The sequence below is a fragment of the Nocardioides sp. FY1077 genome (genome assembly GCF_058681775.1).
Genome location: NZ_JBZWDB010000001.1, coordinates 21168 through 45421, shown reverse-complemented (window position 1 = coordinate 45421; position 24254 = coordinate 21168). Strand labels below are relative to the sequence as shown.

25 protein-coding genes, 1 tRNA gene and 1 pseudogene are annotated in these 24254 nt (G+C 74.3%); 12 read left to right on the top strand and 15 right to left on the bottom strand.

Annotated elements, in window-relative coordinates:
* Nucleotides 1–63: 63 nt before the first annotated feature.
* Nucleotides 64–879 (bottom strand): hypothetical protein, encoded by an 816-nt coding sequence (locus AC4OR8_RS00240; protein ID WP_492163561.1) that lies wholly within the window; start codon nucleotides 877–879, stop codon nucleotides 64–66.
* 4 nt (nucleotides 880–883) lie between these two features.
* Complete coding sequence (locus AC4OR8_RS00235) at nucleotides 884–2242, bottom strand: cryptochrome/photolyase family protein (protein ID WP_492163560.1); 1359 nt, start codon at nucleotides 2240–2242, stop codon at nucleotides 884–886.
* A 123-nt stretch (nucleotides 2243–2365) separates the two neighbouring features.
* Here AC4OR8_RS00235 and AC4OR8_RS00230 point away from each other — a divergent pair, with 123 nt between their 5' ends.
* Nucleotides 2366–3052: an iron-dependent transcriptional repressor DtxR gene (locus AC4OR8_RS00230; protein ID WP_492163559.1), complete on the top strand. Its 687-nt coding sequence runs from the start codon at nucleotides 2366–2368 to the stop codon at nucleotides 3050–3052.
* A 55-nt stretch (nucleotides 3053–3107) separates the two neighbouring features.
* On the opposite strand, the gene AC4OR8_RS00225 is transcribed toward AC4OR8_RS00230, so the two are convergent.
* Genes AC4OR8_RS00225 through AC4OR8_RS00215 form a run of 3 tightly spaced genes read right to left on the bottom strand, consistent with a single transcriptional unit; the run spans nucleotide 3108 to nucleotide 6277 of the window.
* Nucleotides 3108–4007, bottom strand: a complete 900-nt coding sequence (locus tag AC4OR8_RS00225) for an NAD-dependent protein deacetylase (RefSeq protein WP_492163558.1) — start codon at nucleotides 4005–4007, stop codon at nucleotides 3108–3110.
* Nucleotides 4004–4273, bottom strand: a complete 270-nt coding sequence (locus tag AC4OR8_RS00220; RefSeq protein WP_492163557.1) for a DUF2277 domain-containing protein — start codon at nucleotides 4271–4273, stop codon at nucleotides 4004–4006. Before AC4OR8_RS00220 ends, AC4OR8_RS00225 begins: the two co-directional genes overlap by 4 nt.
* Before the next feature lie 60 nt (nucleotides 4274–4333).
* Nucleotides 4334–6277 carry a beta-propeller domain-containing protein gene (locus AC4OR8_RS00215; RefSeq protein WP_492163556.1) on the bottom strand — a complete coding sequence of 648 codons (1944 nt, stop codon included), beginning with the start codon at nucleotides 6275–6277 and terminating at the stop codon, nucleotides 4334–4336.
* A gap of 55 nt (nucleotides 6278–6332) precedes the next feature.
* Between AC4OR8_RS00215 and AC4OR8_RS00210 the strand changes: the two genes are divergently transcribed.
* Both AC4OR8_RS00210 and AC4OR8_RS00205 read left to right on the top strand, forming a co-directional pair.
* On the top strand, nucleotides 6333–7508 hold the full coding sequence (locus tag AC4OR8_RS00210; RefSeq protein WP_492163555.1) for a saccharopine dehydrogenase family protein: 1176 nt from the start codon (nucleotides 6333–6335) through the stop codon (nucleotides 7506–7508).
* A 61-nt stretch (nucleotides 7509–7569) separates the two neighbouring features.
* On the top strand, nucleotides 7570–8067 hold the full coding sequence (locus AC4OR8_RS00205) for a hypothetical protein (RefSeq protein ID WP_492163554.1): 498 nt from the start codon (nucleotides 7570–7572) through the stop codon (nucleotides 8065–8067).
* Nucleotides 8068–8076: 9 nt separating this feature from the next.
* Here the strand turns inward: AC4OR8_RS00205 and AC4OR8_RS00200 are convergent, their stop codons facing one another.
* From AC4OR8_RS00200 to AC4OR8_RS00185, 4 genes and pseudogenes are all read right to left on the bottom strand, one after another.
* Nucleotides 8077–8697 (bottom strand): maleylpyruvate isomerase family mycothiol-dependent enzyme, encoded by a 621-nt coding sequence (locus AC4OR8_RS00200; RefSeq protein ID WP_492163553.1) that lies wholly within the window; start codon nucleotides 8695–8697, stop codon nucleotides 8077–8079.
* Nucleotides 8698–8753: 56 nt separating this feature from the next.
* A pseudogene (locus AC4OR8_RS00195) lies at nucleotides 8754–9263 on the bottom strand (mycothiol transferase).
* Nucleotides 9264–9337: 74 nt separating this feature from the next.
* Complete coding sequence (locus AC4OR8_RS00190; RefSeq protein ID WP_492163552.1) at nucleotides 9338–9682, bottom strand: VOC family protein; 345 nt, start codon at nucleotides 9680–9682, stop codon at nucleotides 9338–9340.
* Nucleotides 9683–9965: 283 nt separating this feature from the next.
* A complete protein-coding gene (locus AC4OR8_RS00185) occupies nucleotides 9966–10130 on the bottom strand; it encodes a hypothetical protein (protein ID WP_492163551.1) in 165 nt (54 codons plus the stop codon).
* Between AC4OR8_RS00185 and AC4OR8_RS00180 the strand changes: the two genes are divergently transcribed.
* Nucleotides 10106–10444, top strand: coding sequence for a MarR family winged helix-turn-helix transcriptional regulator (locus AC4OR8_RS00180; protein WP_492163550.1), 339 nt, complete (start codon nucleotides 10106–10108; stop codon nucleotides 10442–10444). The two genes, AC4OR8_RS00185 and AC4OR8_RS00180, sit on opposite strands and share 25 nt — an antisense overlap.
* A 319-nt stretch (nucleotides 10445–10763) precedes the next feature.
* Here the strand turns inward: AC4OR8_RS00180 and AC4OR8_RS00175 are convergent, their stop codons facing one another.
* Nucleotides 10764–12635, bottom strand: coding sequence for a M48 family metallopeptidase (locus AC4OR8_RS00175; protein WP_492163549.1), 1872 nt, complete (start codon nucleotides 12633–12635; stop codon nucleotides 10764–10766).
* Between the two features lie 622 nt (nucleotides 12636–13257).
* Nucleotides 13258–13330, bottom strand: a tRNA-Arg gene (locus AC4OR8_RS00170).
* A gap of 181 nt (nucleotides 13331–13511) precedes the next feature.
* Between AC4OR8_RS00170 and AC4OR8_RS00165 the strand changes: the two genes are divergently transcribed.
* Nucleotides 13512–14729, top strand: a complete 1218-nt coding sequence (locus AC4OR8_RS00165) for an LCP family protein (protein WP_492163548.1) — start codon at nucleotides 13512–13514, stop codon at nucleotides 14727–14729.
* Nucleotides 14726–14920 carry a hypothetical protein gene (locus AC4OR8_RS00160; protein ID WP_492163547.1) on the top strand — a complete coding sequence of 65 codons (195 nt, stop codon included), beginning with the start codon at nucleotides 14726–14728 and terminating at the stop codon, nucleotides 14918–14920. Before AC4OR8_RS00165 ends, AC4OR8_RS00160 begins: the two co-directional genes overlap by 4 nt.
* A 10-nt stretch (nucleotides 14921–14930) precedes the next feature.
* On the opposite strand, the gene AC4OR8_RS00155 is transcribed toward AC4OR8_RS00160, so the two are convergent.
* From AC4OR8_RS00155 to AC4OR8_RS00145, 3 genes are all read right to left on the bottom strand, one after another.
* Nucleotides 14931–15320, bottom strand: coding sequence for an MscL family protein (locus AC4OR8_RS00155; protein ID WP_492163546.1), 390 nt, complete (start codon nucleotides 15318–15320; stop codon nucleotides 14931–14933).
* Between the two features lie 41 nt (nucleotides 15321–15361).
* Nucleotides 15362–16057 carry an SAF domain-containing protein gene (locus AC4OR8_RS00150; RefSeq protein WP_492163545.1) on the bottom strand — a complete coding sequence of 232 codons (696 nt, stop codon included), beginning with the start codon at nucleotides 16055–16057 and terminating at the stop codon, nucleotides 15362–15364.
* 68 nt (nucleotides 16058–16125) lie between these two features.
* Entirely contained in the window at nucleotides 16126–16482 is a 357-nt protein-coding gene (locus AC4OR8_RS00145) for an FmdB family zinc ribbon protein (protein ID WP_492163544.1), read from the bottom strand.
* 98 nt (nucleotides 16483–16580) lie between these two features.
* On the opposite strand from AC4OR8_RS00145, the gene AC4OR8_RS00140 reads away from it, so the two are divergent.
* Entirely contained in the window at nucleotides 16581–19280 is a 2700-nt protein-coding gene (locus AC4OR8_RS00140; protein WP_492163543.1) for a penicillin acylase family protein, read from the top strand.
* A 1-nt stretch (nucleotide 19281) separates the two neighbouring features.
* Here AC4OR8_RS00140 and AC4OR8_RS00135 read toward each other — a convergent pair whose 3' ends face one another.
* Nucleotides 19282–19893: a 5-formyltetrahydrofolate cyclo-ligase gene (locus AC4OR8_RS00135; protein ID WP_492163542.1), complete on the bottom strand. Its 612-nt coding sequence runs from the start codon at nucleotides 19891–19893 to the stop codon at nucleotides 19282–19284.
* 23 nt (nucleotides 19894–19916) lie between these two features.
* Between AC4OR8_RS00135 and AC4OR8_RS00130 the strand changes: the two genes are divergently transcribed.
* Genes AC4OR8_RS00130 through AC4OR8_RS00110 form a run of 5 tightly spaced genes read left to right on the top strand, consistent with a single transcriptional unit; the run spans nucleotide 19917 to nucleotide 24128 of the window.
* Nucleotides 19917–21317 carry a UTP--glucose-1-phosphate uridylyltransferase gene (locus tag AC4OR8_RS00130; protein ID WP_492163541.1) on the top strand — a complete coding sequence of 467 codons (1401 nt, stop codon included), beginning with the start codon at nucleotides 19917–19919 and terminating at the stop codon, nucleotides 21315–21317.
* Nucleotides 21310–22539: a molybdotransferase-like divisome protein Glp gene (gene glp / locus AC4OR8_RS00125; protein WP_492163540.1), complete on the top strand. Its 1230-nt coding sequence runs from the start codon at nucleotides 21310–21312 to the stop codon at nucleotides 22537–22539. Before AC4OR8_RS00130 ends, glp begins: the two co-directional genes overlap by 8 nt.
* Nucleotides 22539–23039 carry a cyclic pyranopterin monophosphate synthase MoaC gene (moaC, locus tag AC4OR8_RS00120; protein ID WP_492163539.1) on the top strand — a complete coding sequence of 167 codons (501 nt, stop codon included), beginning with the start codon at nucleotides 22539–22541 and terminating at the stop codon, nucleotides 23037–23039. The genes glp and moaC overlap by 1 nt, the downstream gene beginning before the upstream one ends.
* Nucleotides 23032–23520, top strand: coding sequence for a MogA/MoaB family molybdenum cofactor biosynthesis protein (locus AC4OR8_RS00115; protein ID WP_492163538.1), 489 nt, complete (start codon nucleotides 23032–23034; stop codon nucleotides 23518–23520). The genes moaC and AC4OR8_RS00115 overlap by 8 nt, the downstream gene beginning before the upstream one ends.
* Nucleotides 23517–24128: a GNAT family N-acetyltransferase gene (locus AC4OR8_RS00110; protein ID WP_492163537.1), complete on the top strand. Its 612-nt coding sequence runs from the start codon at nucleotides 23517–23519 to the stop codon at nucleotides 24126–24128. The genes AC4OR8_RS00115 and AC4OR8_RS00110 overlap by 4 nt, the downstream gene beginning before the upstream one ends.
* Nucleotides 24129–24254: the final 126 nt, after the last annotated feature.

Here is a 24254-nt window from a genome sequence, read left to right as displayed (position 1 = left end):
GAGTCCACCACACGCGCCGGGGCGCTGCCAGCCCCCGCGGGGGTGCCCGGCCGGCGAGCCGGCTCAGGCGAACGCGGTCGGGTCGACGCGCACCCACAGGTGCTCGGCGGTGGCCACCACGGCACCGTCGGCGTCGCGCAGGGTGGCCGCGGTCAGCGTCTTGCGGCCCTCGGTGCGGCGGTGGACGCCCACCACGACGTGCTCCTCGCCCAGGCGGGGCGCCCGCAGCGCCTGCGCGCTCATCCGGGCCAGCACCATCGGGCGCGCGCCGATGTCGCCGGCCCAGCCGCCGATGCAGTCGACGGCGGCCCAGGTCACCGCGCGCGACGCGCGGTCGTCGTCGACCGGCTCGTCACCGGCCCGGGCGGCGCCGGCGTGCGGCGTCCAGGTGGCCGCCACCCGCATCCGCCCGTCGTGGTCGTCGACCCGGCCGGGGAACACCCGCAGGCCGTCGCCGGGCTCGCGGTCCGGCCCGCACGCCACGCAGGTCGGGAACGGGTGGTGCACCAGCCCGGCGTACGCCGCCTGCGCGGCCCGCGCCGTCGCCGCGTCGACCCCCGGCACGGCCTCCAGCGGCGCGGACCCCGGGCGCGCCTCGGCCACGGTCTCCCCGGCGTCGGTGACCCGCAGGCCGGGCGCCCGGCCGGCGTCGCCCGGCAGGGGCTCGAGGAGAAGCCGCCGGTCGAGCGGGGGCGGACGGCGCAGCGACACCTCGACGGCCGGGGCGCCCCCGCCGCCCGGCTGCGCGTCGGTGTCGTCCAGGAGCGCGCCGTCCAGCAGCGCCCCCGCGAGCAGCCCGGCGGTGACCCCGCCGTTGCCCGAGCGCGGCGGCCCGCAGAAGCGGCCGGGGACGACGAGGTGGGCGGGGAAGGGCGTCATCCCCTCAGCCTTCCTTGATCGCGGCGTAGCGGTCCAGCGCCTCCTGCCGCTCGGCCTTGTGGTCGACGACCGGAGCGGGGTAGCCCACCCGCTCGCGGTCAGCCGCCGACGGCTCGTGCGGGTCGTCGACGTCGGCGAGCTCGGGCACCCAGCGCCTGATGTAGGCGGCGTCGGGGTCGAACTTGCGGCCCTGGGTGGTGGGGTTGAAGACCCGGAAGAACGGCGAGGCGTCGGTGCCGCTGCCGGCCACCCACTGCCAGCCGTGGTTGTTCGAGGCGAGGTCGCCGTCGACCAGCCACTGCAGGAAGTGCCGGGCGCCGAGCTGCCACTCGAGGTGGAGGTCCTTCACCAGGAAGCTGGCGGTGATCATCCGCACCCGGTTGTGCATCCAGGCCATGCCGCGCAGCTGGCGCATCCCGGCGTCGACGATCGGGAAGCCGGTGCGGCCCTCCTGCCAGGCGGTGAGCTGCTCGCCGGGGCGGTCGTAGGCCATCCGGGCGAACTCCGGGCGCAGGTACTCCCGCGCCGTCTCCGGGCGCCGGGCCAGGACGTCGGCGTAGAACTCACGCCAGGCGAGCTCGGTGCGGTAGGTCCGTGCGCCCGCCGACCGGCGCTGGGCGAGGTCGGCCAGCAGCGTGCGGGGGTGCAGCTCGCCGTACTTCAGGTGCACCGAGAGCCGGCTGGTGCCGGCCACCGCGGGGAGGTCGCGCTGCTCGCCGTAGTCGTCCACCTGCTCCAGGAACGCCGTCCAGCGCGCGCGGGCGGCGTCCTCGCCGGCCTCGGGCAGCTCCAGGCCCTCGGGCACCTCGGGGTCGGGCAGGTCGACCGTGCCGTCGTCCAGGGTCAGCCACGACCCACCGGTGGGTGCGGCCACCGGCTCGCGCCAGCCGTGCTCGCCCCAGGCGCGGGAGAACGGCGTGAACACCTGGTAGGCCTTGCCGGAGCCGTTGACCACCCGGCCGGGCGCCACGGCGTACGGCGAGCCGGTGCGGGCGAGCTCGACGTCGTGGGCGCCCAGCGCCTGCTCCACCAGCTCGTCGCGCTCCTGGCCGTAGGGGCCGAAGTCGGCGGCGACGTGCACCCGGGTGGCCCCGACGGCCCGTGCCGCGGCCACCACCTGCTCCACCGGGTCGCCGTGCACCACCGCGAGGCGCCCCCCGCGCTCGCGCAGCGCGGCGTCGAGGGAGCGCAGCGAGGCCGCGAGGTAGGCCCGACGGCTCGGGCCCGCGGGGTCCCACAGGCGCGGGTCGAGGACGAACAGCGGCAGCACCGCGCCCTCGCCGACGGCGTCGAGGAGCGCGGGGTTGTCGGCCAGTCGGAGGTCGCGGCGGAACCACATCACGGAGCTGGGGGCGTCGGTCACCCCACGCACCCTGGCACCGTCGGGGCGGTGCCACCTCCCCCCTCGGGCCTGCGTGGCGGGCCGGGCGTGCCCGCCGCGGGCGGCGTGGGCGGAGCGTGTGCGCCGATGGGGGAGACTAGGAGCGTGAGCGACCTGATCGACACCACCGAGATGTACCTGCGCACGATCTACGAGCTGGTCGAGGAGGGCATCGTGCCCCTGCGCGCCCGGATCGCGGAGCGGCTGCACCAGAGCGGCCCCACCGTCTCGCAGACCGTGGCCCGCATGGAGCGCGACGGCCTGCTCACCGTGCAGGGCGACCGCCACCTCGAGCTCACCGACGAGGGCCTGCGACTGGCGACCCGGGTGATGCGCAAGCACCGGCTCGCCGAGCGGCTGCTCACCGACGTGATCGGCCTCGACTGGGAGCTGGTGCACGAGGAGGCCTGCCGCTGGGAGCACGTGATGTCGGAGACCGTCGAGCGCCGCCTCCTCGACCTGCTCGACCACCCGACCGAGTCGCCGTACGGCAACCCCATTCCCGGGCTGCACGAGCTGGGCCAGGACCAGGTGGGCGAGGAGTTCATGACCGGCGTCGAGTCGCTGGCCGACGTCGCCTCCGGTGACGAGGGCCGGGTGCTGGTGCGCCGCATCTCCGAGGAGATGCAGAAGGACGAGTCGCTGATGAGCGCCCTGCGGCGCGTCGGCGCACTGCCCGACAAGACCGTCACCGTGGTGCAGACCTCCGCGGGCGTGCTGGTCGGCTCCGGCGGCGAGACCGCCGAGATCGTCCTCGACGCCGCCGACCACATCTTCGTCCGCCGCCTCTGAGCCCCGCCGGTCGGCCTGCCGGTCGGCCCGCCGGTCGACAGGTCCCGACGCGGCGTCAGGCGCCGCGCGCCTCGCGCAGGTCGCCGAGGAAGTCGGTGCAGCCGGCCTCCACCGCGTGCGTGGCCAGCGCGTCGCCGCGGGTGGCGCCGCGGTTGACGACCACCACCGGGGTGCCGGCCTTCGCGGCCCGTCGCACGAACCGGAAGCCGCTCATCACCGTCAGGCTCGAGCCGACGACCAGCAGCGCACCGCCGTTCGCCGCCAACGCGTCGACAGCCGCGAAGCAGCGCTCCACGCGGGGAGCCGGCACGTTCTCGCCGAAGAACACCACGTCGGGCTTCAGCAGCCCGCCGCAGTCGCAGGCCGGGACGACGAAGCCGTCGGTGTCGTCGAGCTCGACGTCGCCGTCGGGGCGGGTCTCGGCGTCGCGGTGGGCGCCGGCGAAGTCGGGGTTGAGCGCAGTGAGCCGCTCGTGCAGCGCCGCCCGCGACGAGGTGCGCCGGCACGCCAGGCACACGACGTCGGCGATGCGTCCGTGCAGGGCGACCAGGCGCGGGGTGCCGGCGCGCTCGTGCAGGCCGTCGACGTTCTGGGTGACGAGCAGGTCGGGGGCCAGTGCCGCCAGGGCGCGGTGGCCGGCGTTGGGCTCGGCGTGGCGCATCCGGCCCCACCCGAGGTGGCTGCGCGCCCAGTAGCGCTGCCGGGCCTGCGGGGTGGCCACGAACTCCTGGTAGGTCATCGGCGTGCGGGCCGGGGCCTGCGGTCCGCGGTAGTCGGGGATGCCGGAGTCGGTGGACAGCCCGGCGCCGGTGAGGACGACCAACGGCCGGTGCGCCAGCAGCGCCAGCGCGGCGGCGTGGGCCTCGGGGCTGCGGGCGGGCGCTCCCGCGGGCCGGGGTGCGCCGGGGGTGGTGTCGGGCGTGCGGGCGGCCGGGGCCGCGGGCAGCACCGTCACCGGGCGTACCGCAGCGCCGCGCGGGCCTTGGCCTTCGCGGCCTCCACCTCGCGGTCCTTCGGCGGGGCGGCGGTCACCAGCTCGGCGAGCAGGTGCTCGGTGGTGTGGGCGATCTCGCGCACGGCGCGGTCGAAGGCCTCCCGGTTGGCCTGCGACGGCGCGGTGGTCCCGCTGACCTTGCGCACGTACTGCAGGGCCGCCGCGGAGACCTCCTCCGACGTCGCCGGCGGCGCGAAGTTGTTCAGCGGGCGGATGTTGCGGCACATGCCCCGAGTCTACGGACGCCGCGCGCGGTCGTCGCCGTCTCGCGTGGGCGGTCTCCGGGGTCAGCCGAGGTCGAGGAACCGGGTGGCGTCGTCGGTGAGCAGGACCACCCGGCGACCAGGCAGCAGCACGGTGCGCACGTCGTCGGGCCGGGTGCCGGCGGGCAGGCCGACCACCCGGCCCCGCACGGCGCCGTCGTCCAGGTCGACCACCGCGAGCCCGGTGCCCTGGCGCGGACGGTAGAGGGACGTGAGCGCCGTGCGGGTGCCCGGCACCCAGGTCAGCCGGCGGGGGGCGTCGGCGGCACCGAGCCTCGTGCCGGTCGCGAAGTCGTGCACGCCGAGGCGGCGCGGGTCGCGGAGGTCGGCGACGTCGAAGAGGCCCACCTGGGCGCCCCATCCCCGCCCGCGCGGCGCGGTCGGGCCCTCGCCGACGCCCAGCAGGCGCCGTGGGCCGAGGGGGTGCAGGTAGGAGGAGAACCCGGGCACCTTCAGCGTGCCGAGCAGGCGCGGTCGCTCGGGGTCGGACAGGTCGACGGTGTGCAGGGGGTCGATGCGGCGGAACGTCACCACGATGGCGAGGTCGGCGAACCACCGCACCGACTCGATCTGCTCGCCCGGGCCGAGCCCGTCGACCCGGCCGACCTCGACCAGACGCTCGCCCTCGGTGCGGAGCACGGCGACGGCGTTGGCGCGACCGGTGCCGGCGGCCGGGCCCAGCGCGAGCCGCAGGTCGCCGTCGACCTCGTCCATCGACCAGCGGTCGGCCACCGCACCGAGCACCTCGCCCGAGGCGGCGTACGCCGTGGCCGTGCCGGTCAGGTCGAAGCCGTGCACGGTGGTGCGGGCCGGGGCGGTGCTGCGCGGCAGGACGCCGAACCCGCGCACGGCCCACGGGTCGGCCCCGGCCGAGGTGGCGACGTACAGCCGGTCGGTGGAGGTGTAGGCGAGCTCGGTGTCGGCCACCAGGGCCGAGGCGGTGGGCGCGCGCAGGCCCGCGGCGGCCTGCGCGGGGGTGGCGGCGTCGAGGCCGAGCACGGCGAGGGTGCCGACGCCGGCGGGGTCGTCGGGCACCGCGACCTCGTCGCAGCCCGCCACCGGCGCGGTGGTGGAGCGGCCCCCGCCCTCGTCGGTGGTGGAGGCCGGCAGCCAGTCCTGCGCAGTCGCGGCCCGCACGGCCTCGAGGTTGGCCTGGGTGGCGGCGGTGCGACCCCCGGCCTCGCGCGGATCGGTGAAGTCGAGGTCGGGCAGGGCGGAGGCGAGCACGAGGCGCACCACCGTGCCGTGCTGGGTCGCCGAGACGAGGCCCGCGTCGTACGACACCGACGCGGTGACCACCGGGGCGGCGGGGTCTGACACGTCGACGGTGGTCGCGCGGGTGCCGGGCCGCCCGCGGTCGTCGCCGACGACCACGACGCTGTCGCCGGCCAGCAGCAGCTCGGGGCGGCGCACGTCGTCCAGCGCGACGGAGCCGGTGCGGCGCACCGTCTCCCCGGTGACGTCGTAGGCGACCAGGTCGCCGTCCTCCACCCGCACCAGCAGCGCGCCGTCGGTCTTCACGGTGTCGGGCTCGTCGACGCCGGCCTCCTGAACGGTGGTGCCGGTGGCGCTCGGGTCGGCGCGCGTCATCCCGGCCGCGGCGGGGAGGGCCGTCAACGCGTCGCTGGTGCGCCTGAAGGCCTGGAGCTCGAGGGCGCCGTCGTAGGTGTAGGAGTGCTCCCACCCCCACGGGCCGACGAGGTCGGTGGCCTGGTCGGCGTAGGCCCGGGCGAGCGTCACGCACGACGCCGCCGGGGCCAGGTCGCCGCCCCGCCAGGTGGCCTGCGCCGCCCCTGTCGACGGCGCAGCCCCCACCGCCGAGCCGGCGGCGGTCGCGCCCGACGTCGTGGGGGCCGCGGGGCCGCCGCAGCCGGCGAGCGCGCCCGCCAGCCCGACCGCGAGCAGCGCGGTGCCCGCGCGGCGGCGGAGGTGGGACGGGGCGGCGGCGGTGGCGGCGGTGTCGGGCACGGGGGTACGACGCCGGGTCGCCGCGTGCGGTTCCCGCGGTGCGAGGATGGGGCGCATGCCCGACTCACCCCGCGAGCTCGACCTCGTCCTCCTCGGCGCCACCGGCTTCACCGGCGCGCTGACCGCGGAGTACCTCGCCCACCACGCCCCGAACGGCCTGCGCTGGGCGCTGGCCGGGCGCAGCCGCGACAAGCTGGAGCGGGTGCGCGAGCGGCTGGCCGCCATCGACACCGCGCTGGCCGAGCTGCCGCTCGTGGTCGTCGACGTCACCGACGACGCCGGGCTGGCCGCGATGGCCGCGCGCACCAAGGTCGTGATCACCACCGTGGGGCCCTACCTGCAGCACGGCGAGCCGCTGGTGCGCGCCTGCGCCGAGGCCGGCACCGACTACGTCGACCTCACCGGCGAGCCGGAGTTCGTCGACCGGATGTACGTCGCCCACCACGCCACCGCCCAGCGCACCGGCGCGCGCATCGTGCACGCGTGCGGCTTCGACTCGATCCCGCACGACCTCGGCGCCCTCTACACCGTGCAGCAGCTGCGCGCCGACGGCCCGGTCACCCTGCGCGGCGTCGTGCGCGCCAGCGGCACCTTCTCCGGCGGCACCTTCCACTCCGCCATCGGCGCGTTCGCCCGCGCGAAGCAGATGAGCGAGGCGCTGAAGGCCCGCCGCCGCGCAGAGCCGCGACCCGAGGGCCGCTCCTCGCGTGCCGTGGCCGGCAAGCCGGGCCGCGACAAGGTGCTGGGCTACTGGCTGCTGCCCCTGCCGACCATCGACCCCCAGGTCGTCGCCCGCAGCGGCGCCGCGCTCGAGGCGTACGGCCCGAAGTTCCGCTACTCCCACTACGCCGGCACGAAGACCCTGCGGATGGCCGCCGTCGGCGCGGCCGGCGTCGGCGGGATCGGCGTGGCCGCGCAGGTGGCGCCGCTGCGCAACGCCCTGCTGTCGCGCGTGAAGCAGGGCGACGGCCCCGACCCGGGCCGTCGCGAGAAGTCGTGGTTCACCGTCGACTTCGTCGCCGAGGGCGGTGGACGCACCCTGCGCACCCGCGTGTCCGGGGGCGACCCCGGCTACACCGAGACCGCCAAGATGGTCGCGGAGTCGGCGCTGTGCCTCCTGCTCGACGAGAACCCGCCCACCTCCGGCTGCGTCACCACCGCCCAGGCCATGGGCGACGCCCTGCTCGCCCGCCTCTCCGCCGCCGGGATGACGTTCGAGGTCGTCGACTGACGTGAGAGGTCGCTCATCGACGCCTCACGCGCGCCTCATCTCGGGCGGTCACGATCGGTGCATGAACCTGCGAACCAGACGAGTCATCGGCGCCACCCTCACCGCCCTCACCCTCACCGGCGCTGCGGCGTGCGGCGGGGGCGGCACGGAGGAGCCGGCCCGGAGCGAGCCGACCGAGCAGACCCAGCAGTCCGTCCCCACGGACGACGACCAGCCGAGCCAGGCCGCGCAGGACGCCTCCGACGAGGTGGACGACGCTGACGACGCCGGGGACGACCGCGACGACCGGGACGACCGGGACGACCGGGACGACCGCGACGACCGCGATGACCGCGATGACCGCGATGACCGGGACGACCGCGACGACCGCGACAGCCGGGACGACCGAGACGACCGAGGCGACCGAGGCGACCGGGACGACCGGGACGACCGCGACGACCGGGACGACCGCGACAACCGAGACAACCGAGACAACCGAGACAACCGAGGCGACCGAGGCGACCGGGACGACCGCGACGACCGCGACGACCGCAACGACCGCAACGACCGCAACGGCTGAGCCGGCCGGCTAGCCGAGGCGCTGCCGGAGGACGGTGCTGCCCGGCCCGTCGAGGTCGGCGGCCGCGCCGCGTCGCCCGGCGAGCGCCATCAGCACGGCCTCGCCCGGGCCGCGCGCCTCCGGCCCCCGCCCGAACGACCAGTCGACGTCGCTCGCGACGACCCGCACCCCGCGCACCGTCCAGAACCCGCGCAGGGGCGGTGACGTGAGGGCGAACCTCAGCGCGAACCGCAGGCGGTCGGCGTCGATCCGGCGCGGCCTGCCGAGGGGGCGCCGCACGTCCTGCTGGTGGATGAGTCCGTCGACCAGGCCGATCGCGCCGCCCATGGCGGCCGTGAGACCGGTGGGGCGCGGGTGGTCCCGGAGCCGCTGCAGGAGCTCCTCAGGAGCGGAGGCGGGACTGGCGGCGAGCGCCGAGGCGTTCATCCGGTCGAACCGGAGCCGCCCCCGCACCACGTGGACGGCCACGTCGCGCAGCGCGAGCCCCTCGTAGCTGAGCACGTGGGTGACGACGTCGCGCACCGTCCAGCCCGCGCAGAGCGACGGCGTCTCCCACTCCTGCGGCGACAGCTCCGCGAGCAGGTCGGCGAGCTCGGCACGGTCGCGCTCCGCCTCGAGCATCAGGTCCATGCGACGACCTTGGCAGAGCAGCCGTGCCTCCACCACGGTCCTGACCGCCCGGTGGGTCAGGTCGGCGGCTCGTCCAGGACGAGGAACTGCCCGCCGTCGGCCAGCTCGCGACAGACGTCGAGGTGCCCGGCATGGGTCGCGGTCCCGACGACGACGTGCAGCAGGACCTCCCGCAGCGAGGAGTGCGGCGGGTCTCCCGCGCCGTCGAACCACCACGCCGGTGCCGCGGCCAAGCCCAGGTCGTCGATCGCCGCCGTGGCCAGCCGGCACTCGTCGGCGTACTGCTCGAGCAGCTCCTCGTCGCTCTGGGAGTCGGGCGCGGTCCAGCCGTCATAGCCCTCGGGGAGGTCCACCCGCTCGCCGGCCATCACGGCGCGGAACTACACGCGCTCGACGTCCAGCGTCAGGTGCCTGAGGAGGCCTCGCGGTGTCCAGCCCGACCCGACGACGGGGCGTCGGCGGGCCGCGGGTGGCATCGCCCTGACCTGGTCCGCGACGTGGGCGCGCTGGGCGTCGAGCCACCCCAGCAGCTCGCGCTTGACGGTCGCCTCCGGGCTCGTGTCCATCGCAGCAGTCAACCCGAACCCGTCTCGTCTGCCCAGCGCCCGGGCGACGAGCGGGCGGCTCCCCACCCGCGCAGTCAGGTGTGGGCTCCCACGTTGACCACGCGACCCGAGTGGTCACGGTAGAAGAACCTGGTCACGCCCCACTCCTCCGCGGTCAGGGGGTGCACGATCTCCACGCCCGAGGACACCGCTGCCTCGTGTGCGGCATGGACGTCGTCGACGAACACGGACACGTCGGGGTTGGTCGCGGCGGAGGCGTCAGCGGTCATCAGGGTCAGCTGGTGGCCGGCGTCGTCGCCGAGGGTGACGATCCAGCCGAGGTCCATCAGCACCCGGAGCCCGAGGATCGTGGTGTGCTGGCGAACCGCCTCGCGGAGGTCGGTGACGGTGAGGTCGGGAACGATGCGCTCGATCTCCACCTGGTCAGTCTGGTCCGCCCGAGGACCAGCGGTCCAGGGACGCGGACCCGCCCGTGTCGTCCGGCGGGCTCCGCCCGGACGCCCACATCCGGCGTGACCGTGCCCCAGGCAGGAGTCGAACCTGCGACCTTTCGCTTAGGAGGGCGACGGTGGTCTGAGCGTTTGCCCAGGTCAGACGGTGTTTCGGCAGGTCGAAAGCCGAATCGGGGTGAGGCGCAGACCACGGCTGACCGTGCCAGACCACGCCCTACAGGTGGTCGAATCGTGGTCTACCTGTCAGGTGCTAGGCGAAAACGATGCCGATCAAATCCTCGATCAGCGCGCCGACTCTCTTCGGTCCCGGCTTGTAAGCCGACGGATGCCCGCACTGGTTCCTGAGATCGAGGGCCTGCTGCAAAACCGTCCACTGACCCTTGTCGAGAAGTGCTAGTCGGCCTGAGCAGTGCACAGGCCTGCCTGCTGAAGGCCGTCGCCGACGGCCCGTGCGCAATGGGGGAGATTGCGACCCAGTTGTTGTGCGACGCCTCGAACGTCACCCAGCTCGTCACCCGCCTCGAGGCCAAAGGCCTCGTCCGCCGCCAGCCCGGCGCCGTGGATCGCCGCTCACGCGAGGTCGTCATCACCCCCGCCGGGGCCGAGCTCGACGCCGCTGCCCGAGCCGCCTTCGCCTTCCCGCGTGAACGCATCGACAGGCTGCCCGCAACGGCGCAAGCGCAGCTGTCGCAGCTGTTGTCGGCGCTGTCGGCGCTGTCGGCCGACTAGACCCCGAGCGTCGTCCGTCTGGTCGAGGGGCTCGGCGTCTGAGGAGCGGCGACGAGAAGACCGAGCCGGTCCCGCTCCCGTAGCGGGTCTGCGCGGACACCCGCCCATCCCGGGCCTGCGCAGTGCTTCATTGCAGGCGGCTGACGCAACTCATCGGCAAGGGATCAGTTCTGGGAAGCGTGTCAGTACAGGATCGGCTCGCGGAGCGTGCCAGTACGCGATCGGCTCTCGAAGCAGGTCAGTCGCAGTCACCAAGGGCCTGCTTGTCTCGGACCTGCCGGTCCTGGACCGGGATCGCCTTGTCGCTGTGCGGGCCGTGTCACGCACAGACGAGCCGATCGCCTAGGTGCTGGCGCAACGATTCGTCGAGGTCGCCTACGACGGCTGAGCGCTTCACGCGCAGTCGGTGCGTGCGACCGTCCAGCGCGAGCACCAACCTTCCGCGGGTGAGCCGTGCTGCGCCCACCCGGTCCCAGTCGTAGACCGTGGCTCGGTCGTCCTCGAGCAGCTCCGAGACGGTAAGGCTCGCCACGTAGGCCGCGCCGGTGCGGTAGGCGTCTCCGTGCTGGTGGCGGCCGGCTGCCCTGAACGCCTCACCCCACCCCAGTCGCTTGACGACAAGTGCGTTCTCCGCGACCACCACGATGCGCAGCCTGCGCCAGTGGATGCACGAGGCAACGGACTGGACGACCGGCTTACGATCGCGCAGATCCTCGGCGTCGAGGGCGGCCACGTCGATCGTGTAGGACGGGGAGACGCCCTCGCCGGCAAGGGCGTCGAGCAACCAACGCGCTGAGCCCTGCTCTATGACACCGGACACCAGTCCGGCTACGTCGATGGTCCGTCCGGACTCGTCGACCAGCGTGCTGGCACCGTCCCAGTCGCAGGGGAAGCGAGCGCCCGCGCGGTCGACGAGAGCACTCGCGACGAGGTTGCGCACCATGGTCTCTGCTGCGGCGTCGACGTCGCCCGGATCCGTGTCGACCGAGGTGTAGGGGCGCACGAGGGCACGGCCCCGTCCGCGAGCCAGCGCGTCGAGGGCCTCCGCCAGCGTCGACGCGCCGCTGCCGGGCTCACCGGCGGCCCGCATGATCCACGCTGCGTGACGACGGGCGTGATCGGCGCCGGCGTGTTCGGCGATCAGGTCCCAGGACTGGGGCTGACGAGCGGATCCAGCGAAGAGATGGGCCTCGAGCCGCAGCAGGGTGTCCTCGGCGTCGGTGAGCAGGCCGAGGGCTGGTACAGCATCGTCGGCGACGCCGTCATCGGGCAGCGACTCGAAGTAGGCGACCCGCAACCTGGTGGCTGGGTGGGTGTCGAACGGTCCGGTGGGCTCCGCTGGCAGGTCCGTGCGGACCTCGTCCATCTGCGCCTGTCGTACCGGGCTCTGCAGGAGCTGGACGAAGCCGGCGTGGAGCGCGTTGGGTCGAACACCGGGAGTGCTGAAGGCATAGTCGTCGAGGAAGTGCTTCCACAGGCCGCCAAGGGCGACGACCTCCCGCATCGCCTGGGCGGCGGCCACACGACCAGCGACCCGGTGCGACCATGCGTCGGCCTGCTGTTCTTGACGACGAGTCACCGCGCTGGACACCCGCTGGTAGAGCCGCAGGTATGCGCTGAACACTCGACCGAGCCAACCGCCGAGGGAGTCCACGATGTGGGCCAGCGTGAGATGCCCGCGGTAGACGACGGGGGAGAGCGCGGTGTCGCGGTGGCTGAAGTGACCAATTTCGTGGGCTAGGACGGATCGCAGCTGCTGACGTGTCATCCCCAGGAGCAGCGGGGACCCGAGAACCATCACGCGTCGGCCAGGGACGAGGCCCAGGAATTGCGATCCCTCCCAGACCACTGCGTTGACCTGCGGCTGCAGCACGATCTCTTCGGGGGCTCGGGTGCCGATGGTCTCCGCGATGCGCCTGACCTCCGACCACAGATCCGGGTGGTCCTCCTCCCGCAGCGACAACCCCTGAGGGGGGTCGTTGTGCACACGACGTACGGCCTTGAGGGCCTGCCCCAGGACGAGGACAAGGACGAGCAGGAACCCGAGGCCCCTGCCGAGGAAGTATCCGGCAAAGCCTTGCTCGAAGCCTTGGTAGACGGCCCAGCCGAGGAGGACGAGCACGCCTCCGGCGAGCACGTAGACGCCGAGCAGCAGCGCGACGGCGACGACGGCGCGGGCGATGAACGTCATGGAGGCTCCCGAGGCAGGCAGGGCGCCCATCCTTGACGAGACAGGGCTACGCCACACCCGCTTCAAGCGAACCCACACCGACCCGGATCGAGGATCTCTACCGCGGTGATCCGATTCCTGCTCGAGGCCGGGGCTGACGGCGAGGTCCGATCCTCGACGCCCCCGCTCCCCGCGAGCCGATCCACGATGGGGAGATGGTGCAGCAGACCCATGCAGTACTCGAGCAAGATCAGTGACTTGCCCGACCCGCGGTTGGGGCTCGCCAGCGGCCCACTCTTCGATGTCTGCGCGTTTGACCTTCAGCGCATCGGCGATGTTGGAGCGCGAACGCCCATCCTGGCCGAGGCTCCAGTCAAGAAGCGTTGGGGTGACGGGCGAAGGTGTCCACCGCCATGTCCTCACCCGCCTCTCGTTCGCCTTACGGCGACCCTACCCACCGCCGCCCCCGGCGGCGCGGGTTCCCACCGGCCCGGGGCTGGCGCCCCTCTCCAGTTTCCCTGGCCTTGAGGACACGGCCTGTCGATGAACTACGTAACTGGGCAGTCGAAGGTTCAAAGTAGGGAGGAAAGTGGGGAGTGCCGGTTCGGACGATGTCTCGTCGCGAGGTGACGAGCGTGAACTGTGCCCCAGGCAGGAGTCGAACCTGCGACCTTTCGCTTAGGAGGCGGCTGCTCTATCCGCTGAGCTACTGGGGCGATGTGCGCCGCACATCCTGTCACGCGGGCCTGGGGTGCCCGTCCGGGCACGTCCGGGCCGACGGCGCCGGGAGGCGGGAGTCGGGAGCCGGGAGCCGGGAGCCGGTCTGATTTGGGGGCGGTGCGGAGGCCGCCGCACACTGGGGCGACTCCCGTCGAGTCCGCATCCCCGACTCCAGAGGTGACCGTGCCCGACCACGACCCCGCCCCGTCCGCGCCCACCGGGCGACCGGAGCTCGCGACCCCCGCGCCCGGCGTGACCCGCACCGGCAAGCGGCGGGCGCGGCCGCGCCGCTCCCGCAGGGTCGCCACCGTGGTGCTGTCGACGCTGCTGGTGCTGGGGATGGTCTCGGCGCTGTCGGCGACCTACCTCTACCGACACCTCAACGGCAACCTCACGGTGCTCGACATCGACGACCGCATCGTCGGTGAGCGGCCCGACACCGTCGAGGTGGAGGGGGAGGCCGAGCCGCTCAACATCCTGGTGATGGGCTCCGACACCCGCGAGGGCGAGGGCAACAACATCGACGGCCTCACCGGTGACGGCGAGCGCTCCGACACCACGATCTTCCTGCACCTCTCGGCCGACCGGGAGCGCGCCTACGGCGTCAGCATCCCGCGCGACTCGATGGTCGACCGTGCCGCCTGCCGCACCGAGGACGGCGAGCTGCTGCCGGCCGCGTCGTACCAGATGTGGAACCTCGCCTTCCAGCTCGCCGGGCCCGCCTGCACCGTGCAGCAGTTCGAGCACCTCACCGACATCCGCCTCGACCACTTCGTCGTCGTCGACTTCAAGGGCTTCGAGGCCATGGTCGACGCCATCGGCGGCGTCGAGATGTGCATCCCCGAGACCATCGACGACCGCGAGCACGGCATCTACCTCGAGGCCGGCACCCGCGAGCTCGCCGGGCGCGAGGCGCTGAGCTACGTGCGCGAGCGGTACGCCGTCTCCGGCGGCTCCGACCTGGGCCGGATGAAGCGCCAGCAGGCGTTCGTCGCGTCGATGGCCCACACCGTGGTCTCCGCGAACACCCTCGCCAACCCCGCGAGGCTCCTCGGCTTCCTGGAGGCCGCCACGGAGTCGCTCACCCTCGACGCCGACATGGGCAGCCTCGCCCAGATCGCCCGCCTGGGCTACGAGTTCCGCGACATCGGCCTCGACAAGGTGCAGTTCCTGACCATCCCCAACACCGTCGACCCCAGCGACGCCAACCGGCTGGTCTGGACCGCGCAGGCCGACGCCGTGTGGAACGCGCTGCGCCACGACGAGCCCCTCACGAAGAAGCTGACCACCGACGCGATCAGCGCCGGCAACGTGCCCGGCACGAGCGGGGCCAGCGGGGCCGGCAAGGACGGTGGCAGCGACGACGAGCTGCGCGCCGCCGGGCTGTGCGCATGAGCGACCCGGAGCCGCCCGAGGCCGAGGCCGTGCCCGAGACCGCGTGGCAGCGCCGCAAGCGGCTGGCGGAGATCTTCGGCGACGCGCTGCCCGAGACCACCCGCGACGAGCGGGAGACCTCGGGCGAGCGCGGTGGCGGGGACGGCGACACCTGGCTGCGCGAGCAGGTGCCGCCCCACCACGGGTCGTAGTCGGCCCGGCTCAGACCTGCGGCGACTGCGAGTGCTCCGGGGACTGCTGGGTGCGCAGCAGGTCGCGGATCTCGCGCAGCAGCTCGGTGTCCTCCGGGGTGCCGGGGGGCGGGCTGGGGAAGTAGCGCTCCTTGGCCTTGGTGAACGGCGTGACGACCAGGAAGTAGACGACCGCCGCCATGATGACGAACGAGATCAGCGCGGTGAGCCAGGCGCCGACCGACACGCCTCCCGGCTGGTAGCCGGAGAAGTTCGGGGTGCCGCCGACCTTGCCGATCAGGTCCATCAGCACGTCGACGGTGGCGGTGACGACGGCGGCGAACGCCGCGGCCATGATGAACGCGGTGGCCAGCTCGACCAGGTTGCCGCGGAGCAGGAAGTTCTTGAAGCCACTGAGCACGGGTGGTCCTTCGCAGGTGGGTGGTCGGTCAGCCGCGCACGCTAGCGGTCCCACGCCCAGGTGAGGAAGGCGCGCACCGCGGCGTCGGCCAGCGGCGCCACGCCCACCTCGGGCACGCCGACGACCACGACCCGCCCGCTCACCCCGAGCCCGCCCGCGGTGCCGCTCGCCGTGGACCCGGCGGCCGTGGTGGCGGCCGGGAGCGCCAGCACCTGCACCCCCTCGCCCACCACGCGCGGCTCTCCGCCCTGGGGGTCGGTGGCGACCAGGTCGATGCGGTCGCCCACCTGCAGCAGCCCAGCCATCTCGGCGTCGGGCAGCCGCACCGGCACCGCGGTGAGCCCCTGCGGTGCGAGGCCCGGGCCGACCAGCCGGACGTCGGTCACCGGCTCGCCGCGACGCAGCGGAGCGGCCAGCACCCGCCCGACGGGGTCGGCGGCCAGTGCCGCCGGCACGGCCCCGGGCGCCTGGGGCACCGTCACCAGGTCGTCGGCGGTGATCGCGGCGCCGCCGGGCAGGTCGTGCGCGGCCACCAGCACGTCGACGGTGGGCGGTGGGGGCGCGGCCGCGGCCTGCAGCCCGGATGCCACCGCCACCGCGGTCAGCACGGCCGCCAGCAGCCGCCGCCGGGACAGCACGGCGCGCCGCACGGCCCGGACGGCGTCGCCGAGCCGCTCGCGCCGCGGGCGCTCGGCGTCGTGCCGCAGGCCCGGGTCGGGGTGCTCGCTGGATCGCATGCGCCGACGCTAGGCGGGTCCGGCCCACGGCGTCGGCGTCCCTCCACAGGCCCCGGTGGGGCGGAGGGTCAGCTGCCGGCGGTCTTCGCGGGGGCGGCCTTGGCGGGGGCGGGCGTCGACGTGCCCGACGTGCCGGAGTCCTTGCCACCCGAGCCCTTCGACCCCGAGTCGGTCGAGCCGGAGCCCTTGGCGCCAGAGCCCGAGTCGGAGGAGCCCGACGACGACCCGGCGTCGGCCGAGGCGGGCGCCGTGCGGCTGTCGGTGCGGTAGAAGCCCGAGCCCTTGAAGACCACGCCGACGGCGTTGAAGACCTTGCGCAGCCGTCCCGAGCACTGCGGGCACTCGGTCAGCGAGGCGTCGGAGAAGCTCTGGAACTGCTCGAAGGCGTGCCCGCACTCGGTGCAGGCGTACTGGTAGGTCGGCACGATTCTCCCCGGTCGGACGCGGACGGCTCCGGGCTGGAGGTGTTGGCACTCCGACCCGGCGACTGCCAATGCTACGCCAAGGCACAATGAGGCCCACCATGACCGACGCCTCGCCCGCCCCCACCGCCTCGACCGCGGGCGGCGCCCAGGCCGCCGGCCCCGGCGCCGGCCCCGGACCGGGCGCCCGGGCCCGTCGTGCCTGGCGCGCCACCTGGTCGGGCTTCCGGGGCCTGCCCCGCCCGCTGCGGTTCACGTCGTACGCCGTCGTGGCGCTCGTGCTGGTGCTGCTGGCCGGGCTCGTCACGGCCACCGTGGTGGTGCGCCGACCGTTCCCGCAGACCAGCGGGTCGGCGGCGCTGCCGGGACTGGTCGGCGACGTGGAGGTCGTGCGCGACGAGCACGGCGTCCCCCAGCTCTACGGCGACTCGATCGACGACCTGGTGCGCGCGCAGGGCTACGTGCAGGCCCAGGAGCGGTTCTACGAGATGGACGTGCGCCGGCACGCCACCGCGGGGCGGCTGGCCGAGCTGTTCGGCGAGGCCGCCGTGGAGAGCGACCTCACGGTGCGCACGATGGGCTGGCGCCGGGTGGCGGAGGAGGAGCTCGGGCTGCTCCAGCCCGAGACGCGCAGCGCGCTGGAGGCCTACAGCGAGGGCGTCAACGCCTACCTCGACCAGCACGAGCCCTCCGAGATCGCCCTGGAGTACACGCTGCTCGACCTCGGCGGCCTCGACTACCGGCCGGCCGACTGGACGCCCGTCGACTCCCTGTCGTGGCTCAAGGCGATGGCCTGGGACCTGCGCGGCAACATGGGTGACGAGATCGGGCGGGTGCTGGCCGCCGCCGACGTCGGGCCCGAGCGCGCCGCCCAGCTGTGGCCCGACTACCCCTACGACGAGCACGCCCCGATCGTCGGGCAGGGCGCGGTGGTCGACGGCGTCTTCGAGCCCGACGCCGAGCAGGGCGGCACCCGCGTGCCGCTACGCCCCTCGTGGACCGCCGACCAGGTCGACGCCCTCGGCGAGGTGGGGGAGCGGCTGACCGCGCTGCCGGCCTGGCTGGGGCGCGGCGACGGCATCGGCAGCAACTCGTGGGTCGTCTCGGGCGAGCACACCACCAGCGGCGCACCGCTGCTGGCCAACGACCCCCACCTCGGTGTGGGGCTGCCCGGGGTGTGGATGCAGATGGGCCTGCACTGCCGCACCGTCTCCGAGGACTGCCCCCTCGACGTCGCCGGCTTCACCTTCTCCGGCGTGCCGGGCGTGGTCATCGGCCACAACGCCGACATCGCCTGGGGCTTCACCAACCTCGGCCCCGACGTCACCGACCTGTACGTCGAGCGCATCCGCGGCGACAGCTGGGTGCAGGACGGCGAGCTGCGCCCGCTGCGCACCCGCACCGAGACCATCGAGGTCAACGGCGGGGAGGACGTGACGACCGTGGTGCGCTCCACCGCCCACGGCCCGATCCTCTCCGACGTCAACGGCGAGGTGGGCGACGTCGCCGCCGCGACCCCGCTCGCCGGAGGCGCACGCGACGGCGAGGAGGTCGCGGTGTCGCTGCAGTGGACCGCGCTGACCCCCGCCCCCACCGCCGACGCGCTGCTGCAGCTGAACCGCGCCACCGACTGGGACTCGTTCCGCGCCGCGGCGTCGTCGTTCGCCGTGCCGGCGCAGAACCTCGTCTACGCCGACCGCGAGGGCACGATCGGCTACCAGGCGCCCGGGCGCATCCCGATCCGCAAGTCGGGCAACGACGGCAGGCAGCCCGCGGCCGGCTGGCGCTCGGAGAACGACTGGACCGGCGACTACGTGCCGTTCGAGGGCCTGCCCAGCGTGAGCGACCCCGACGAGGGGTTCGTCGTCACCGCCAACCAGGCGGTCGTGGGTGAGGACTACCCCTACTTCCTCACCGACGACTGGGACCGCGGCTACCGCGCCCAGCGCATCCGCGACCTGATCGAGGGCGCCATCGACGAGGGCCGCGCGCTGTCGGTCGACGACATGGTCGACCTCCAGCTCGACACCGCCTCCGCGCTGGGGCCGGTGCTGACGCCGTACCTGCTCGAGGCGCGGCTGCCCGGTGGCTACTACGGCGCCGGCCAGCGCCAGCTGCGCGGCTGGGACTTCGACCAGCCCGCCGACGGCCCGGGCAGCGCAGCCGCGGCGTACTTCAACGCGGTGTGGCGCCACGTGCTGTCGGGCACCTTCCACGACGAGCTGTCGGAGGCGTCGTGGCCCGACGGCGGGCAGCGGTGGTGGGCCGTGGTGACCGCGCTGCTGGAGACCCCCGACGACCCGTGGTGGGACGACGTCACCACCGAGGACGTGGTGGAGACCCGCGACGACGTCCTGCGCCGCGCGCTGCTCGACGCCCGCGACGAGCTGACCCGCCTGCAGGCCCACGACGCCGAGGACTGGACCTGGGGCCAGGTGCACCGCCTCGACCTGCGCGAGCCCACGCTCGGCGACTCCGGCATCGGGGCCGTGGAGTGGCTGGTCAACCGCGACGGCTGGGAGGTCGGTGGCGGTGGCTCCGCGGTCGACGCCACGTCGTGGGACGCCGCCGAGGGCTACGAGGTGACCGCGGCGCCGTCGATGCGCATGGTCGTGTCGCTGGCCGACCTCGACGAGTCGCGGTGGATCAACCTCACCGGTGTCTCGGGCCACCCGTTCCACGAGCACTACACCGACCAGACCGACCTGTGGGCCCGCGGCGAGACCCTCCCCTGGGCGTTCACCGCCGACGCCGTGCACGCCGCCGCCGAGGACACGCTGGTCCTCACGCCTGCCGACTGAGTCAGGGACAGAGGCGCACGACGCCGGAGGGGCTGGCGGCGGCGAGGACGGGACGGTCGTGCGGAGCGACGGGCACGGCGAGGCCGACCTCCTCGTCGTGCAGCAGCACGCAGGTGAACGTGCCGCGCGGCACCCGGCCGAGGGCGCGGTCGTAGGAGCCGCCGCCGCGCCCGAGCCGGTCGCCGGTGGGGGAGACCGCGAGGCCCGGCACCAGCACCACGTCGGCGGTGGCCACCGCGTCGACGCCGAGCCGCGCACCCACCGGCTCCAGCAGGCCCCGGCGCGCGGCGACCAGCGAGGCGGGCCCGGCGTACGCCGCCCAGTCGAGGTCGTCGTCGGGCAGCAGCACCGGCAGCAGCACCCGCCGGCCGCGGGCGATGAGCGCGTCGAGCAGGGGAGCCGTGCCGGGCTCGTCACCGACGGCGACGTACGCCGTGACGGTGGCGGCCCCGCGCAGCTCGGGGGCGGCCAGCAGGTGGTCGGCGACCGCGCGGGCGACGGCGGCGCGCTCGAGCAGCGGCCGGCGGCGGCGGGCGGTCACCAGCCGGTCGCGCAGCGCCGTCTTCGCCCCCGAGACCCCCTCGTGCGGGGGTGGAGGTTGCGGGTGCACCACCCGGGAAGCCTACGATCGGTCACATGGGTTCCCCAGGTCTGCGCAAGGCGCGGGACAAGATGGCAGCAGCCGGCGTCGACGAGGTCGCCATCGACACCTTCGCCCACTACTACCGGCTCCTCGAGCACGGCGAGACGGGGATGATCCCGGAGGCCGCGATCGAGCCGGTGGAGATGGAGTCGCTGGCCGACGTGGAGGTCGACGACGACGTCGCGGCGGCTGCGATCCGCACCACCGCGGTGATCAAGCTCAACGGCGGCCTCGGCACCTCGATGGGCATGGACCGCGCCAAGTCGCTGCTGTGCGTGCGCCGCGGGCTGTCGTTCCTCGACATCATCGCGCGCCAGGTGCTGCACCTGCGCACGCAGTACGGCGCCCCGCTGCCGCTGATCTTCATGGACTCCTTCCGCACCTCCGCCGACACCATGGCGGCGCTGGCGCGTTACACCGACCTGCCCGTCGCGGGCCTGCCGCTGGAGTTCCTGCAGAACAAGGAGCCCAAGCTGCGCGTGGCCGACCTGTCACCGGTCGACTACCCGAAGGACCCCGACCTCGAGTGGTGCCCGCCCGGCCACGGCGACCTGTACACCGCGCTGCGCGGCAGCGGCCTGCTCGACCAGCTCATCGAGGCCGGCTACCAGCGGGTGTTCGTGTCCAACTCCGACAACCTCGGCGCGGTGCCCGACGCGCGGGTGGCCGGCTGGTTCGCCTCCACCGGTGCGCCGTTCGCGATCGAGGCCGTGCGGCGCACGGCCTCCGACCGCAAGGGCGGCCACTTCGCCCGGCGCAGGTCGGACGGGCGCATCGTGCTGCGCGAGACCGCGCAGACCCTTGACAAGGACAAGGCGGCCCTCGCCGACCTCGACCGGCACCGCTACTGCTCCACCAACAACCTGTGGTTCGACCTCGTCGCGATGAAGGACGCCCTCGACCAGCGCGACGGCATCCTCGGCCTGCCGATGATCCGCAACGTCAAGCACGTCGACCCCGGTGACAAGCGCACCGAGGAGGTCATCCAGGTGGAGACCGCGATGGGCGCGGCCGTCGAGGTGTTCCAGGGCTCGCAGCTCATCGAGGTCGGCCGCGACCGGTTCGTGCCGGTCAAGACCACCAACGACCTGCTGGTGCTGCGCTCCGACGTCTACGAGCTCGGCACCGACTTCGTGCTCGACCAGGCCGCCGACGCGATCCCGTTCGTCGACCTCGACGGCGACTTCTACAAGCTGGTCGGCGAGTTCGACAAGCGCTTCCCCGAGGGTGCGCCGTCGATGCGCAACGCCTCGTCGCTGACCGTGGCCGGCGACTGGACGTTCGGCAAGGGCGTCGAGGTCGTCGGCGACGTCGAGCTGTCGGCGCGCTCCGCCCAGCGCCTGCCCGGTGGCGAGGTCCTCACCGGCGGCGCGAACGGCACCCAGGGTGGCTGACGCGGTCAGCGTCGAGCAGCACCTCGAGCGGGTGCTGGCCGCGGTGTCGCCGCTGCCGGCGTTCCAGCAGCCGATCATGGACGCGCTCGGCCTCGCCGCCGCCGAGAGCGTGACCTCGACCGTGCAGCTCCCGCCGTTCGACAACTCCTCGATGGACGGCTACGCCGTGCGCCTCGCCGACGTCGAGGGCGCCAGCGCCGAGAGTCCCGTCGACCTGCCCGTGGTGGGCGAGATCGGTGCGGGCAACGCCCAGCTGCTCGCGCTGGCCCCCGGCACGGCCGCGAAGATCATGACCGGCGCGCCCGTGCCGACCGGCGCCGACTGCGTGGTGCCCTACGAGTGGACCGACCACGGCGCCACCCGCGTGCGCGTGGAGCGCGCCCCGGCGCTCGGCCAGCACGTGCGTCCGCAGGGCGACGACGTGCAGGTGGGCGACCTGCTCCTCGAGGAGGGCACCGTCCTGGGCCCGCGCCACCTCGGGCTGCTCGCCTCGGTGGGCCGGGCCAGCATCGCCTCGCGCCCGCGGCCGCGGGTGGTCGTGCTGTCCACCGGCTCCGAGCTGCGCGAGCCGGGCCAGGCGTTGGGCCACGACTCGATCTACGACGGCAACTCCTACCTGCTCGCCGCGTCCGCGCGCCGCGCCGGTGCGCTGGCCTACCGCGTCGGCATCGTGCCCGACCAGCCGCAGGCCTTCCTCGACGCCCTCGCCGACCAGCTCGTGCGCGCCGACGTCGTGGTGACCTCCGGCGGGGTCTCGATGGGCGACTTCGACGTGGTCAAGGAGGCGCTGCGCCCGCTGGGGTCGGTCTGGTTCGGCCCGGTCGCGATGCAGCCCGGCAAGCCGCAGGGCTTCGGCACCGTGGGCGACGACGACACCCCGATCTTCTGCCTGCCCGGCAACCCGGTCTCGTCGTACCTCTCCTTCGAGCTGTTCGTCGTGCCCGCGCTGCGGGCGATGATGGGCATGACGCCGCGCTCGCGCCCGGTCGTGCAGGCGCAACTCACCCAGGCCGTCACCTCGCCGGCAGGACGCCGGCAGTACCTGCGCGCTCGCTACGACGCCGGCTCCGGTCGTCCGAGCGTCCGCCCGGTCGGCGGTGCGGGCTCCCACCTCGTGGGCGACCTCGCTGCCGCCGACTGCCTCGTCGTGGTGCCCGAGGACACGACGGCGGTCGCCGCCGGTGAGCAGGTCGGCGTGATCCGGCTCGACGAGGCGTTCTGATGAGCGACGAGAAGCCCTCCGGGCTCACCCACGTCGACGCCTCCGGCGCCGCCCGGATGGTCGACGTGTCGGCCAAGGAGGTCACCGCCCGCACCGCCACCGCGTCGGGGCGCGTGCTGGTCTCCGCCGAGGTCGTGGCGCTGCTGCGCGGCGAGGGCGTGCCGAAGGGCGACGCGCTCGCGGTGGCCCGCATCGCCGGCATCATGGGCGCCAAGCAGACGCCGACGCTGGTGCCGCTGTGCCACCCGCTCAGCGTGTCGGGGGTGAGCGTCGACCTCGTCGTGGCCGACGACGCCGTGGAGATCGCCGCCACCGTGCGCACGACCGACCGCACCGGCGTCGAGATGGAGGCGCTGACCGCGGTGTCGGTGGCCGCCCTCACGGTGGTCGACATGGTCAAGGCCGTCGACAAGGCCGCGGTGATCACCGACGTGCGCGTGGAGACCAAGACCGGTGGCCGGTCGGGGGAGTGGGCCCGTGACGGAGGCTCCCGTGGCTGACGCCGGCGGGCTGCCCGCCGCCGTGGTCGTGGCGTCCAACCGCGCCGCGGCCGGCGTGTACGCCGACACCACCGGCCCGCTCATCGTCGACGCGCTGACCGGGCTGGGGTTCACCGTCGGCCCGGCCGCGGTCGTGCCCGACGGGGCGCCCGTGGGCGCGGCGATCGCCGCCGCGGCGGCCGCCGGGGCCCGCGTCGTGCTGACCACCGGCGGCACCGGGCTCACCCCCACCGACCGCACGCCCGAGGTCACCCGGGCGCTGCTCGACCACGAGGTGCCCGGCATCGCCGAGGCCGTCCGCGCCCAGGGCCTGGCGGCCGGCGTGCCGACCGCGATGCTCTCGCGCGGGATCGCCGGCGTCGTCGGCACCACGCTGGTGGTCAACCTGCCCGGCTCGCGCGGCGGGGTGAAGGACGGCCTGGCCGTGCTCGCCCCGGTGCTGGTGCACGCCGCCGAGCAGGTCGTCGGGAGCGACCATTGAGCCGAGCACCGGGCCGCCCGGCCGGCGCCTGGCCGGTGCGGCTGCGCCACGAGGACGTCGTGCTGCGCCCGCTGCGCCGCGGCGACGCCGACGCGTGGCGCTCCGCGCGGCAGCGCAACAGTGCCTGGCTGCTGCCGTGGGACGCCACGGTGCCGCCCGGCGGTGACTCCCGGCCCACGACGTTCCGCGCGCTCGTGCGCCGCCTCGACCAGCAGGCCCGCGACGACACGACGTACGCCTTCGTGGTGGAGGTCGACGGGCGCTTCGCCGGCCAGGTGACGGTCAACAACGTCGTGCGGGGATCGGCGCTGTTCGCCTCGGTGGGCTACTGGCTCGACCGCGCGGTGGCCGGGCGCGGCGTGATGCCGGTGGCGGTGGCCATGGTCATCGACCACTGCTTCACCGGTCTCGGCCTGCACCGCATCGAGGTCGCCATCCGCCCCGAGAACTCCAACTCGCTGCGCGTCGTCGAGAAGCTCGGCATCCGCGAGGTCGGCTACGCCCCGCGCTACCTGCACATCGACGGACGCTGGCGCGACCACCGCCTGTACGCCGTGACCGCCGAGGAGTGCCCCGAGGGGATGCTCACCCGCGTCGCGCGCCGCTGAGGCCCCCGTCGTCACGCGGTGCCCACGGTGCTGGTGCGGTGCTGGTGCGGTGCTGCACCACCGCACCAGACCGGCACCACCGCACCGGACCGGGTGGGCGACCGGGTGCCCGGACCCGACGAACGC

What these genes read in the sequence shown, in the direction of transcription:
- AC4OR8_RS00150 (WP_492163545.1), bottom strand. Translation starts at nt 16,057, where the DNA reads ATGCGATCCAGCGAGCACCCCGACCCGGGCCTGCGGCACGACGCCGAG.
- AC4OR8_RS00205 (WP_492163554.1), top strand. Translation starts at nt 7,570, where the DNA reads ATGAACCTGCGAACCAGACGAGTCATCGGCGCCACCCTCACCGCCCTC.
- AC4OR8_RS00130 (WP_492163541.1), top strand. Translation starts at nt 19,917, where the DNA reads ATGGGTTCCCCAGGTCTGCGCAAGGCGCGGGACAAGATGGCAGCAGCC.
- moaC (WP_492163539.1), top strand. Translation starts at nt 22,539, where the DNA reads ATGAGCGACGAGAAGCCCTCCGGGCTCACCCACGTCGACGCCTCCGGC.
- AC4OR8_RS00210 (WP_492163555.1), top strand. Translation starts at nt 6,333, where the DNA reads ATGCCCGACTCACCCCGCGAGCTCGACCTCGTCCTCCTCGGCGCCACC.
- AC4OR8_RS00140 (WP_492163543.1), top strand. Translation starts at nt 16,581, where the DNA reads ATGACCGACGCCTCGCCCGCCCCCACCGCCTCGACCGCGGGCGGCGCC.
- AC4OR8_RS00240 (WP_492163561.1), bottom strand. Translation starts at nt 879, where the DNA reads ATGACGCCCTTCCCCGCCCACCTCGTCGTCCCCGGCCGCTTCTGCGGG.
- AC4OR8_RS00200 (WP_492163553.1), bottom strand. Translation starts at nt 8,697, where the DNA reads ATGGACCTGATGCTCGAGGCGGAGCGCGACCGTGCCGAGCTCGCCGAC.
- AC4OR8_RS00220 (WP_492163557.1), bottom strand. Translation starts at nt 4,273, where the DNA reads ATGTGCCGCAACATCCGCCCGCTGAACAACTTCGCGCCGCCGGCGACG.
- AC4OR8_RS00160 (WP_492163547.1), top strand. Translation starts at nt 14,726, where the DNA reads ATGAGCGACCCGGAGCCGCCCGAGGCCGAGGCCGTGCCCGAGACCGCG.
- AC4OR8_RS00175 (WP_492163549.1), bottom strand. Translation starts at nt 12,635, where the DNA reads ATGACGTTCATCGCCCGCGCCGTCGTCGCCGTCGCGCTGCTGCTCGGC.